We start from the raw sequence: 13,156 nt of genomic DNA, 5'->3' as shown, positions 1-13,156 counted from the left end.
AGACCATGACAGAAAAATTTCCGTCAAGTCATGTATACCACTACCGTCGCACTTCCTCCTACGCTCAAAGTGAGCCGCAACTCGCAATACTTTATATAACGAACAAACTTTGCTTCCCGCCGAATTCCGGCGGCGCGGTGCGGGAGTGGAACCTCCTAAAACCATTGCTCGACAGATTCGATATTCATTACATTGGCCTAACGCAAGACTTCGAGTCGGATCTGCAAAACGTCGAAGCGATCAAGACAAAGTTTGCATCGCTCTCGCTGCTACGCGCAGAACCCGCCGACGCGCCTGCCACATTTCCGCTGCGCGTTCGAGAACACTACTCGAAGTTCGGAAAAGAGCTTATCGGCCCTTTGATTGAAGAAATAGACCCTTGGGCCATTCACGTCGAAGGCTATTTCTTGATGCACTACATAGGTGAAAACTGTTCGCATCGGATCGTGCTCACGGAGGAGAATATCGAGTTTGCACTTGATGCAGACAAAGCAGCCGTTCTCAACGACGGGTCAGCCGACAACGACCTTATCCAGGCTGCACGCGCACTTGAGATCGCTGCCTGGAAGAAAGCTGATGCATGTGTATTCGTCACACCCGCTGACGAAACAGTTGCGTTATCAATAACCCCCTCATTAAACTCTTTTACCATCGAAAACGGGATCGAACCCTCCCTAATTAAGGAACAAACAACCAAAGCGCTTGCTGCCAGCAACGGTGCTACAGCTCTGTACGTTGCAAACTACGGTTGGGCTCCAAGTGAAGACGCGGCGTACTTCTTGCTCGAAGAGGTATGGCCGTTGATTCACGTCCTTGCGCCTGAGGCAAAGCTCATTCTAGCTGGCAGCGGAATGAACGAAAAACTGCTCGCGCGGGCCAGACGCACGCCACAGGTAGAATGTGTCGGTGTTTTCGATCAATTCTCGGACGTCGCTTCCGATGCGAGTGTCTTCATTTGCCCCCTTCGTTTTGGTGGCGGGAGTAAAGTCAAAGTCATAGACGCTTTGTCTCATGGCCTTCCCGTGGTCGGAACAATTGAATGCGAGCGCGGCTTCCCTCCAACCGTTAGCGAAATGATATTACGCGGCGAAACTCCGCGAGCTATTGCCTTACTGACGGTTGCGTTCTTCGACAGCATTCGAACTCGCAAAGAGGTCATCGCGAGGATACCTGAGGCACTTGCCTCGATGCCAACCTGGAAGGCGGTCTCAGATCGCCTAGCGGATGTTTGGGGAAACAGATTTTTTGAAAAGGGCGCATAAAATGTATGTGATCGGTTTCAGCGGCGGCCCGCGCTATTTTGAGCTCGATGATGACTTCAGTGGACTATCGCCCTTATACTTTCACGACGCTGCAGCAGCCATAGTGAAGGATGGCGTGCCGTTATTCGCAGTCGAGGAAGAACGCCTTTCCAGGCAAAAGCATACCAACAGATTTCCCTCTCTCGGCCTGAAGGAAGCTCTTAAGGTAGCCGAGGGCGATGTTGGCCAAATCTCGAAATTCGCATTCTTTTTCAGTGAGGATTTCTTCGAGATCGATTTGGCGAAAGACGCGGCGCTTCTGAAGCTGCAAAAAACTGGTTCGGTCCGGGAAATCATCGCGCGTAACATATCCCGTGCGCTTGACGCAGATATACCCAAAGAAAAAATTGTCTTTGTGCGTCATCATGAAGCGCATGCAGCCAGCGCTTATTTTGCTTCGAGATTTAAAGACGCGCTGGTCATGGTGGTGGACGGAAATGGTGAAAAAGAATCTCTGACAATTTTCGCCGCTGTCGACGGCAAGCTGAGCGAAGTGCATTCGTATCCCGTTGCGTCATCATTCGGTTACTTCTACCGCCATGCAACCCAACTCCTTGGATTTTCGAACTTTGACGAATATAAGGTGATGGGGCTGGCGCCATACGGGGATGCTGAAAAGTTCTACAGTCTCGTATCGAAGTTATATCGCTTCAATCAGGACGGCTCTTACGAGCTGGATGTCGACGGACTAAGCGAGATCGCCTACAATGTTGGCGCGATTGGTCCGGCCGAACCGAAGTCGCGCGGTTGGATCAGAAAGGCTCATCTTGCAGCTTCTGTCCAGAAGCTGCTTGAAGTAGCACTTCAAGACATCGCTTCCTGGTGGCAGCGCAAACTGGGTTTCCACAACCTTTGTCTAGCCGGTGGAGTTGCGCAGAACTGCGTAATGAACGGCTGCCTCGCTGAGGCATCTATATTCGAACGCATTTATGTTCACCCTGCTTCGCATGATGCGGGTGCCGCGCTGGGCGCCGCTATCCATGTAGCTAATTCCGAGAAGCGCATAGAGCGAGAAAGCTATCCTGCCTACAGTCCGCTTTTGGGTCCGGATTTACCAACTGAAAATCAACTGAGCGCAGTCCTCAAATCTTGGAGCAGCGTTACCAAGTCGGTCCGCAGCAGTAACGTGTTTGAAGACGCCGCATCAAAGATCGCTGATGGAAAAATCATTGGCTGGGTCCAAGGCCGTTCCGAATTTGGCCCAAGGGCGTTAGGTAACAGGAGCATACTGGCTGACCCGCGGCCCAAGGAAAATTGGCAGAGGATCAATCTTGCGATTAAGCAGCGTGAAAGTTTCCGTCCGTTTGCGCCGGCCGTGCTCGATGAAGATTTCGACGAATATTTCGAAGCACTCCCTGCTGCTGCAAATCTCGGCCATATGGTTTTTGTTACCAAGGTTCGAGAAGAAAAACGAACCGAGTTGGGCGCTGTTACGCACGTGAACGGCACGGCGCGCGTACAAGTAATTTCAGAGAAAGAACATCCAGATTTTTGGAAGCTTGCTCGCGAGTTCAAGAGCCAGACTGGTTGCCCAATTATCCTGAACACATCTTTTAACAACAGCTTTGAACCTATTGTCCAAACCGTGGACGATGCGCTCCGAACCTTTTTGACTACAGAGCTCGATTACCTTTTTGTACGTGATCATATGGTTACGAAAGAGAAAGCCATCGCTGGCCCGATTGACGACATGTGGTGGAAATTAACAAACGGGACGTGGGTCGAGGAGATCTCAGCAAGTGGGAAATGTGCGGCGTTCCTTCGCCGCGTCCCAAACTACAGTCAAAAACTTTCCTGGCCTCAGTTGGCGAGTGCGCTCAAGGCGCATTGGGATGGAACTCAAAAGGTTGGAGACCTACTTCGAGTTTTCAACGCAGAAGATCGAGAAGGTGTGCAGCAGGAAATAATCTCTCTTTGGCGCGCTCGTTTTATCGACCTTCATCCATAGCCGCGGAAGCAACCTTGATAGAATTCTCATAGTTATCGCAGCGCGCTGTCACTGTGCCTACAAAGAAGAAGCGATAAATGGCGTATTTAGATTTGTTTCGGAGAATGTGGACGATTGCAGCTGGCTCTCGGCATTTGATTCTTTCGTTCTACGCGCTGCATATATTAGCGACGATCTGCGAGCTCCTATATCCCTTCGTATTCCTGAAAATAGTAAACGCGGTGCAGCTTGAAGCGAAAGAAAACATAATACCCGTTGTAGTGTATTGGCTTCTTGTATGGGGGCTCCTTTTCTTTGCCTTCAATTTGTTTCACCGAATCGGCCGATATATCGAATTTCACGTGGCTTACCGCGCAAAACAAAGATTTATACGAACATCATATGATACCCTACTGCGCCAGCCTGTCGCATGGCACCAATCCCACCACAGCGGAGATATAATAAACAGAATAAATATATCATCTCTCGCGCTGTTCTCGTTCATAACGATGCAATTCGTTTACATCGAGTTTGCCGTCATGTTTCTGGGATCTTTGATTGCGCTTTATCTGTTTATCCCGGAGATCTCGTTAGGCGCTCTCGTAATGGCAACAGTTGCACTTTTACTGATCCGCTATTTTGACGGTCGCCTTGCTCGCTGGTATCGAACCATCAACACCGTCAGCCATCGAATTTCTTCTACGCTTCTCGATTTGCTGCCGAAAGTATTGACCATCATTGCCTATCGCGCTGCCAGTTACACTGGCGAAAGGCTCGAACGATCACTCGGTCAAGGTTATGCCCCGACGATGCGGGCCAATGGCATTGTTAACGCCGCCAAGTGGTTCTGCGTAACCATGCTTATGACGACGATGCAAATACTCAGCGTATTATATTACATCGCAAGTGAGCTCAGCAGAAATGGGGCCGTGCTTGCGGGTAATGTTACAGCTGTCTATCAATACGTGGACAGATTCACCAACACCTTCCGTTCGTTTTCCCAGGAGTATCAGAAGATTATCCAGTGGAATATTGACATGGAAGCTCTCTCAGATCTCCGGAATGACAGCGTCAATACTGATGAGCATGTTAATTCTCGTTCCTTCCACACAGTGGCAATTGAAGGCCTTAAATTTACGCGTGACACTCAGCACTCCTCCTTGATGTGCTCGTTGTCATTTGAATCGGGACAAAAGATAGCGCTTGTGGGCGAAAGCGGTTGCGGCAAGTCGTCGCTTCTTCTTCTGCTCGCGGGGATACATACCCCCGATACAGTCAAAGTAACAATCGACGGCGACCAGCATGACAACCTCGCTGTGTTGTCATCGATGGCGCTACTTGTGCCTCAGAATCCCGAGGTATTCGAAGACACGATCCAGGAAAACATATTGTTGGGCGCGGTCAACGACCTCGGGGATTTAGAGCGGGCTCTTTCTTATTCGACCTTTGATGAGGTTCTCCTTCGGCAACCTGAAGGTTTGAAGGCCGAAATGCGAGAGAATGGGTCGAGCCTTTCGGGTGGACAGAAACAACGCCTTGCATTGGCCCGAGGTGTTTTTTACGCACCTGCCTTTGAAATTATGATGATGGATGAGCCGACAAGCAGCGTCGATGCGGCAAACGAACTCAAGATATATGAAAGAATACTTTCCGGATTTCCTAATAAGACCTTCCTTGTTGCAACTCATAATATCGAATTAACGAGGTTATTTGACAAGATCATCGTGATGGATAAGGGCCGAATAGTCGATATTGGCTCATACTCAGAGGTAAGTGAGAACAGCGAAGTCTTCCGCCGCTTAAAGGACGGGAAATCTCCAACTGAATCGCATGTGTTGTTGTGAAGGAGAGCGAGCGGGAGGATGGGGCGATGGGAATTAGAATCGCAATGGAGATCGCTAAAATTAACGACCGGATACCCGAGGAACTAATAGTAAGAGGATATCGATACAGCCGTTTTGGGACCGTGGCATTTATACTTAACGAAATTAAGTCTGACGCCGTCAACCGGATACTCGATCCCGTAGTGCCAACGTTGAGCCTTAGTATTCCCGGTGTGCAGTACATCGATATCGCCTCTGCCCGAGTTAATGAAATTGTCGTTTCTGCGAAGACGGTTGTGGCAATTTCGGCGAGATTTATCGACTTGGTTGCAGCAAGCAAACAGACAGCAAATGGGACGGTCACCGACCCGCCGCGAAGACGGGCATCGTGGGGATATCACATCGTGCGGCAGCAAGCCGGCAATGCGAATGTTTCGAAGCTTACACATCTGGCCAACATGTAGCGCCACTGGAGAACCCCTCCGAAGTTTAGAAACCGGCATTTCTGGGAGAAAATGTGTTGACTAGACAGCCAGATTTTATCAGGCCGAGTTTTCGTCGAAAATGGGCTGAGCGCAAGATAGATACTGATCAACGCTTCGGCTTTCTGCGCGAGGCAGAAACCTATCTCGCTACGAAATTCGCTTCTCCGGATCTGGAAGCGAGTGATAGCATCGCTCATCAAATTTCAGCCTACACGGGCCAGCGCATCGTTTCGGCAATTCCTTGCTATGCATTGGAGCAGCCAAATTTGCAAGCTCTTGTCAGCCACGTGAACCATATTGGCAAGGCCGGAGGGCACGTGGTCGTGCTGATCAATGCCGACGCACCTAGCTTACACAGCGACGTGGATAAACTTGCCAGCAACGTTTGCTCGTATCTCAATCAGTATTGCCGTCTCGACGATTTCTCTGTCGCCAGCGAAAATTTCGGGAGGTCCTATCCCATTGGCCGGATCAGGGCGATATTGTGTGATGCTATTGTCTCGCGAGCCCTCCGGTTTTTAGTCGATGACCTGATTATCGTTTCCAACGATATCGATTGCTGCTTTACGCCCGACAACTACGGTCGGATAATTGGGGAACGCTTCTCCGACCCGTGCCTAGATATTCTGAGCGGACCGTTGTTCTACGGATACACCGCAACTGGCGATGACTACATCGGAGTTGAACCACCTGTACCAGATCTGTTTCTCGGAAACAGAGTTTTGGAGGCAAGGCAGCTCTCGCGATTGAATGGATATTTTTATGGTGCGCGGTTCTTTACCACGGAAGGACCACACACAGCGTTCCGTGCTTCCGCCTATTGTGCCGCCGGGGGATACGATATCAGCCTCGAGCAAGCGGAAGACGACGAACTTGGTATCGCCATTTTTTCACTCCGGCAGCAGGGCACGATCCCTTTCCCTCAAGTGCGAAACGCGGTCTTCGACCCTGCGTTTTGGCTTGTGACCAACCCTCGGAGGCAGTTACTTGCCATTGCTAATGGAGCCTCCATCATCGACACTTGGCTGCGCTTTCCAATCAAAAGTCGCAGTGGTCATGAAATATCGTTTGTTTCGTCGGCGCATCAGAACCGGCAGCGAGCGGGCGCAGTCAGTGTGGAGGAGTTACATAAGTTAGCCAGATCTCCCCGCAACTGCGATGCGGCCTGGCAAAAGACCCTCGAAATATTCCTTCTTGGCATCGGCGATAGGACTTTATCGTCCGCATCTCTTGAGTATTACCTGAAGGCCTGCGGCGTTGAGATTGTAGATGCCGGTTCGGGCTACGACGCTCTCTCTCTAGCGCGCCGCTCCAAGCCGAGCCCGGCTTTCACCGCCGCCCTTTCCCGTTTTGTAGAAAATCGTTGTGCAGTTCGTTGCGAGGAGGAAAACAATGAGACGTGCGGAACACGCTGATGGTCATCCCACAGATAATTCTGGTGTCCAACTCAAGGACATAAAGAAGAGGTTGCCACTTCGGGTATTGTCAGACGCTGACTGGCACCAATGGACCAGCAAAGGTTATATCATCATTCGCGAGGCCGCGGACGCAGAGTTAGTTCGGCAATTGGTGAACGTGTTGTGGGAGTTCGACGAAAAAGATCCAAATCGCCATGATACCTGGCTCTCGAGCGACCGATTGCCGCACAGAATGAAGGAACTTAATGGTACAGGAATGTTGGAGATTTACCATCATCAACTGATGTGGGATCTTCGGCAATCGAAGCGGATCTACGATGCATTTGTGGATATCTGGGATCGCGAGGATCTGTGGGTTGCTTTGGACCGAGCCAATCTCAACGTTCCCAATCCTGAGCAGAGTGGAAAGCCTGGTTTCATTCATTGGGATGTCGACACATCACTCAGGCCTCTTCCGATCGGCGTACAAGGTGTCCTCAGCCTCTCCGGCCAGGACGAAGAAATTGGGGGGTTCCAGTGTGTGCCGGAGTTGTTTTCGGACCTCGAGAACTGGATTTCTCGCCAGCCCGAGGATCGCGATCCGTTACGGCCCGATCTCGCGGGCTTTTCACCAACACTCCTGGTCATGAACCCCGGTGACTTGGTGATCTTCAATTCGTTGCAGCCCCATGGCGTCAGGCCCAATCGATCTCGCAACCGTGCCCGAATTGCACAATACATCTCGATGTATCCCGCCAAGCCCGATTCTGCGGAAAGAGATGAGCGCATTGATGTGTGGAGAAATATGAAAAAGCTCCCCAGCGGTGCGTTCCCTGGCGATCCACGGGGTTGGGAGCAACTTCGATATGGCCCCGCTACTCTCAATGAGCTTGGCAGGAAACTGCTCGGCCTTCAGACTTGGTGATTTCTAAAATGAAAAGCGTGGCCTCTGAGAGTGATCGTAACCGAACAAAATCTCTATTTATCGCTTTCGTGGCCTACGCGACAACGCTGGGCGGCTTCTTGTCCAGACTGCCCGATCTACAGATAGCATTAGGTGCCACGAACTTTGAGTTTGGCTTAGTCTTGCTTGGCATTCCTGTGGGAATCATCGTTGGCAGCGTATTCCTCACCAGGCTTATACCGCAAATCGGCGCCAAGCGCGCCAGTATCGCCTTTACAATTATGTTTAGCGCGTGCCCGCTTCTAACCGGGCTCGCCGGCTCGGCTTTTTCTGCCGCGACATCTTTGGCCATACAGGGTGCTGCTCTCGCACTTGCCAACGTTTCGGTCAACGTTTTGGCACATCAAATGGAGAAGTCCCAAGGCCGGCCGCTTCTGAACAAGTGCCATGGGGTGTGGAGCATTTCGCTGTTGGCGGCGTCCCTCATCGGCGCGGCTCTAGTAGCGATGGAAATAGACTTCCGTGTTCAGTTCGGCTGTACGTTCTTGGCTCTCACGGCCGTTCTTTCGGCTGCTTACAGTAGAAACAGATGGGAGCCCGACGCAGAAAATTATGCCGGGCCACCTTCCATGATTCTTCCGACACGGGCTGTTCTGTACATACTCGCTTATGCCTCAGCGACAGTAATTGTGGAAGGCATCACCCGAAACTGGGGAATTATTTATCTTCGTGATATCATCAATGCTCCCGGAGAACTCGCCGCGCTGGCCTTGCCTCTCGTGATCCTCAGTCAAGCCTTGGGGAGACTTGCGTCAGACCCGCTTATCAAGCGCTACGGTAAGGCAACTGTTGCTGTGGGAATGATCTTGATCGGTGCTAGCGGATGCGCCATCGTTGCGGTCTCCACCAATGTATGGATTGCCCTTCTGGGTATATTGCTTATCGGTTTCGGTGTCAGCACGGCACACCCCCAATCAGTATCGGCCGCAGCGTCGATTGGCGATCGATCCCCGGCCGAGAACGTGGCGTCATTTTCAACCGTACAAACGCTGCTTGTCTACTGTGGACCACCTCTTTTCGGCTTTCTATCGCAAGGAATTGGCTTGCGGTGGGCTTTGCTCGCCATGGTTCCTTTTCTTCTCGTAACGATATTTTTTGTTCCAGCGGTTGCTATGCGACGCAGCCATTAGGCGACTGCACCACCTAGGAAATGTTTCCTTAGCAGTTTTCTTGCAAGAAGATGCGAAACTCGGGCCGGCCGGGCTCACCATCGTATCTGCCGTAATGAGCTAAAAATCTCTGCACGGCAACTCGAGCCTCGGACACGGGATCCTGATCTATGATTGCGTCAACCAAGCCCTCTTTTAGCAATCCTCTGTTTTCTTGCGTCAGCTCATGGCTGATAAGCAATACCTTCCGTTTGCCGGTGCTATTAAGAAGCTCGGCTATCGCTTTACTCCCGACAGAAATATTGTAGATACCGGCAATATTTTCATGTTCCGAAAGAGCGGTTTTAACAAGAAGTTCCGTGGAAACCTCGTCTTCCTGGCTCTCTACAGGCCTCGCAAAGGTGCATTGTGGGAATCTATCTCTCAGGATGGATCGGAAGCCCATTTCTCGTTGTTCATGACAATGGAAGGATTGAAGACCGGAAATGAGCAAAACATCGCCCCCTGCCGCGCCCAAAAATCGCCCCATCAATTCTCCGGCGACCCTCCCTTCCGATCGGGCATCGACTCCGATGAAGCTGATGCTCCCGATACCTGGGAGATCTGATGCCAGCGTAAAGACGGGCAAACTGGTGGCTAGCCTCTGAAGCATATCTCTTATCTGCGGATGGTCGAATACGTCCACCAAAACACCATCACAGCCGGCTGATGCCATCCCGATCTTTTCCACGACATCGCGATAATCGAGACGCTCATAAAAGTAGAAGGCAACCTGAAAATTGAGGTAACTGTAGTCAGAGGCGCATCGCTTTAACGCATCCGCCAGTTCCATGTAGAACGGATTGCTGCGGTTTTGCAGTACTACACCAAGCTTCAAGATTCGGGTTGGCCGAAGACTAAGCATACGATCCAGGCGAAGCTCTCGGGCGTACTTTAGAACACGCTGTTCTGTTTCAGGCTTTACATTGCCACGCCCATTGATGACGCGGTCCACCGTCCCAATGCTGACGCCAGCAGCTATTGCCACGTCCGCGAAAGACGCCTTCTTACCGACCTTCATATCTGCCTCTGTTGGATTCCCAACATTGTTGAAGTTCCTAGTGGGATACCAACAGTCTAAACTCATTTTGTTAGAGATGTCACCAAAGTGGCGCGATCAGAGGATGGAACAAAATGAATTTGAATGACCACAAAGCTCCCGGCTTCGGGATTAAGACTTTTCTGAGGGTGGTTTCAACCGCAATTATTGCCGCGGTTGTCTCGGCTGCGCCGGCGTCTGCCGAGAACAAGCGCCTAAAAATCGTACACATTGGTGTAGCTGCACCGACCGGCTTTTTCGCCTATCTGAACAAGGGGGCTGAGGATGCCGCCAAGGACCTGGGTGTCGATTTCACCTATGTCTTTCCAAGTACCCCCACTCTTCCGGCGCAAGTCGAGACCATCACGGCAGCAATTGCTGGCGGTGCTGACGGAATTATCATCAATGGCATCGGGGACGACAAATCCTATTATGACATCATTGAGCAGGGCAAAGCGCAAGGCATAGCCTTTGGAAGTGCGTTGGGACCACAAGCGGGGAAGGGAACGCAGCTGCGTGATTTTAGCGACCCTTTCCTCTTCCACGTTGGCGCCGATGAATACGCGGGCGGCGTCGCTATCGCAAAGAAATTGCTCGAAACCATCAAGACCGGTCATGTCGTCGTCGGCAATCCGCAGCCAGGTGACAGCGCGACCTGCCAACCACGCGCAGCTGGTGTCGTCGACACTCTGAAAGCTGCAAATCTGACGGCTGAAGTCCAGGAACTTACGCTCGACCCCGGCCAGATCGCCGAGACGATGACCAATTATCTGCGAGCGCATACGGATACAAGAGCCATGGTTTCCGCATGCTCACCAATTGCCCCTTATCTTGAAGCTAAAGAAAGGGCAGAGATTTCAGATCTTTTGCTTGCCGGCTGGGATCTGGACGAAAATGGTGTGGCGGCACTGAAGTCCGGGAAACTTAACTTTACGATCGATCAGCAGCAATATTGGCGCGGCTACATGCCGGTCCTGCTGATGACGCATTACTTAAAATATGGCCTCATCCCGGCGAATGCATTTCTCACCGGACCAGCAATTGTCGATCAATCGAATATCGACAAAGTCGCCCCCCTTGTTTCAGCCGGCTACCGGTAATCTGTTTTTGGTCTCGGCGGTTGCCGAGACCTATTAACGCGATTGGATCAACATCATGTCTCAAAAATACCTTTCTGAGCGTTCGGGAAACGCAATTGAGCGTACGCGTGAATTGCTGTTGCGCCCCGAATTCACCGCAGTCGGCGCTGCAATCGTCGTCATCACTCTATTCAGCATCATGTCGCCGCTATTTCTGACAATTCCAACTTTGGCTTCGGTCAGTAGCGTTGCGGCGGAACTGGGCATCGTCAGCATCGGAATGACAATTCTTCTGATTGCAGGTCACTTCGACCTGTCGGTTGGCGCGATTCTGGGATTGACGTCCTTTTTTGTCGTCACGCTTATGAACGACCTTGGACTTCCTCCGGTCATCGCCATTTTCCTGGCTATCGTCGGAGCATGCACGCTTGGTCTGATCAATGGCCTTCTCCAGACAAAGACCGGTATCCATTCCTTCATCATCACCTTGGGGACGTCGCTCGTCTATCGAGGCATGCTTCTCGCCTTCACCGGAGGCTTTCCAAAATCCGTTGACATGCCTCGGGCAGTTTCCAACGTAATCGCCGGTCCAATGCTGTTTGGCGGGATGAGGATGTCGCTCGTCTGGTTTATCCTGATCACCTGTCTTGCAACGATCCTGTTGCTCAGAACGCGGCTTGGCAACTGGATTCAGGCTGTAGGTCAAAATCCGAAAGCGGCCCATAACCTGGGAGTTAACGTAAACAGGACGACCATTCTGGCTTTTGTTCTTTCCGGAGGTCTCGCAGGAATTGTCGGTGTTATGCAGGTCGCGCGATTTGCCAGTGTCGACGCCATGCGGGGGACGGGGATTGAACTCCAGGCTGTTGCGGTTTCCGTTATCGGAGGAACGCTCCTGTCGGGAGGGTATGGTTCTGCAATCGGCGCGATGATGGGCGCGATCGTACTCGCGTCTATTCAAACGGGCCTCGTGCTCGTTTCTGCGCCGGGATTTCTTTATACGACAATTATGGGTGTGATCGTCGTCGGCGCTGTTCTGGTGAACAACTGGTTCAGCACTCTCATATTGCGCATTGCTCCGATGACAGGAGAAGAATCGGCAGGAGACACTGGGCAGCGTGCATTGCCATTGCGCATTGCAGGACATGATGCGGACAAGAGTAAAGCTTCCGTCGCCTCGCAGGCGAACCGCGAGGTGCCGAAATGACGATCCATGTCCAGCCAAAACGTACAGCTCAATCTGTTGATGCGACACCCGTCCTTGAAGCCGTCAACATCGCGAAATATTTCGGCGCGACCACAGCGCTTTCCGACGTCTCGCTGAAAGCCTGGGCCGGCAAGGTAACAGTTCTCCTGGGGGATAACGGCGCTGGAAAGTCGACGCTGATCAAGATCCTTTCAGGCGTCTATCGGCCGGACGCGGGCGAGCTGCGGTTCAAGGGTAAGAAAGTAACCCTCGCCGGCCCCAATGAGGCCAGAGCGCTCGGGATCGCAACGTGTTATCAGGATCTCGCCGTCTGCGATCTTCTCTCCGTCACCCGGAACATCGTCCTCGGGCAAGAGCCTACCAAGGGATTCTGGAAATTCCGGATTTATGATGCCAAGGCGGCCGATCGTCTCGCAAAAGAAGCTCTCGATGGGTTAGGCGTCAAGCTAAGGGGGAGCCTGCGCTCAAGGGCGGCGACACTATCTGGTGGTCAGAAACAATCTCTTGCCATTGCTAGAGCAATGTATTTCGGCTCCTCCTGCCTCATTCTGGACGAGCCGACGGCCGCCCTAGCGGTCAGACAAGCGACCCGGGTAATCGAGCACATCGACCGGGCACGACAGATGGGCAACGCTGTCATTCTTATTACCCACAACTTCAATCACGCGCTCGAGATTGCGGACCATCTTATTGTGTTTGCAAGGGGCCGCGCCATCGGCTCGTTTGAGCGGGGAGAAGTGGACCTGCAAGGCCTAACGGAGCTCGTCTCGAGGGATGCCTGAGTTT

11 protein-coding genes are annotated in these 13,156 nt (G+C 51.9%); 10 read left to right on the top strand and 1 reads right to left on the bottom strand.

Annotated features, from left to right (window positions below; all coding sequences use genetic code 11):
• Positions 1–5 precede the first annotated feature (5 nt).
• From DA915_RS14240 to DA915_RS14210, 7 genes are all read left to right on the top strand, one after another.
• The gene (locus tag DA915_RS14240) at positions 6–1,262 is read left to right on the top strand and encodes a glycosyltransferase (RefSeq protein ID WP_107676248.1); all 1,257 of its coding nucleotides are present in this window, start codon (positions 6–8) and stop codon (positions 1,260–1,262) included.
• Between the two features lies 1 nt (position 1,263).
• Entirely contained in the window at positions 1,264–3,249 is a 1,986-nt protein-coding gene (locus tag DA915_RS14235) for a carbamoyltransferase C-terminal domain-containing protein (protein WP_192886514.1), read from the top strand.
• A 77-nt stretch (positions 3,250–3,326) separates the two neighbouring features.
• The gene (locus tag DA915_RS14230; RefSeq protein WP_107676246.1) at positions 3,327–5,072 is read left to right on the top strand and encodes an ABC transporter ATP-binding protein; all 1,746 of its coding nucleotides are present in this window, start codon (positions 3,327–3,329) and stop codon (positions 5,070–5,072) included.
• 44 nt (positions 5,073–5,116) lie between these two features.
• On the top strand, positions 5,117–5,515 hold the full coding sequence (locus DA915_RS14225) for a hypothetical protein (protein WP_153064557.1): 399 nt from the start codon (positions 5,117–5,119) through the stop codon (positions 5,513–5,515).
• Between the two features lie 56 nt (positions 5,516–5,571).
• On the top strand, positions 5,572–6,951 hold the full coding sequence (locus tag DA915_RS14220) for a hypothetical protein (RefSeq protein ID WP_107676244.1): 1,380 nt from the start codon (positions 5,572–5,574) through the stop codon (positions 6,949–6,951).
• The gene (locus DA915_RS14215) at positions 6,929–7,858 is read left to right on the top strand and encodes a phytanoyl-CoA dioxygenase (protein WP_107676243.1); all 930 of its coding nucleotides are present in this window, start codon (positions 6,929–6,931) and stop codon (positions 7,856–7,858) included. The genes DA915_RS14220 and DA915_RS14215 overlap by 23 nt, the downstream gene beginning before the upstream one ends.
• Positions 7,855–9,027, top strand: a complete 1,173-nt coding sequence (locus DA915_RS14210) for an MFS transporter (protein WP_244600730.1) — start codon at positions 7,855–7,857, stop codon at positions 9,025–9,027. The genes DA915_RS14215 and DA915_RS14210 overlap by 4 nt, the downstream gene beginning before the upstream one ends.
• 28 nt (positions 9,028–9,055) lie before the next feature.
• Here the strand turns inward: DA915_RS14210 and DA915_RS14205 are convergent, their stop codons facing one another.
• On the bottom strand, positions 9,056–10,066 hold the full coding sequence (locus DA915_RS14205) for a LacI family DNA-binding transcriptional regulator (protein WP_192886513.1): 1,011 nt from the start codon (positions 10,064–10,066) through the stop codon (positions 9,056–9,058).
• A 113-nt stretch (positions 10,067–10,179) separates the two neighbouring features.
• Here DA915_RS14205 and DA915_RS14200 point away from each other — a divergent pair, with 113 nt between their 5' ends.
• Genes DA915_RS14200 through DA915_RS14190 form a run of 3 tightly spaced genes read left to right on the top strand, consistent with a single transcriptional unit; the run spans position 10,180 to position 13,152 of the window.
• Positions 10,180–11,184 (top strand): substrate-binding domain-containing protein, encoded by a 1,005-nt coding sequence (locus DA915_RS14200; RefSeq protein ID WP_107676240.1) that lies wholly within the window; start codon positions 10,180–10,182, stop codon positions 11,182–11,184.
• A gap of 55 nt (positions 11,185–11,239) precedes the next feature.
• Positions 11,240–12,370, top strand: coding sequence for an ABC transporter permease (locus tag DA915_RS14195; RefSeq protein WP_107676239.1), 1,131 nt, complete (start codon positions 11,240–11,242; stop codon positions 12,368–12,370).
• On the top strand, positions 12,367–13,152 hold the full coding sequence (locus tag DA915_RS14190) for an ATP-binding cassette domain-containing protein (RefSeq protein WP_107676238.1): 786 nt from the start codon (positions 12,367–12,369) through the stop codon (positions 13,150–13,152). Before DA915_RS14195 ends, DA915_RS14190 begins: the two co-directional genes overlap by 4 nt.
• The last annotated feature ends 4 nt before the right edge of the window (positions 13,153–13,156 follow it).

It is taken from the genome of Agrobacterium sp. LAD9 (genome assembly GCF_003031125.1).
Lineage (GTDB): Bacteria > Pseudomonadota > Alphaproteobacteria > Rhizobiales > Rhizobiaceae > Agrobacterium > Agrobacterium radiobacter.
The sequence above is the reverse complement of the archived record's forward strand: the minus strand, read 5'-3'. Positions and strand labels throughout refer to the sequence as shown.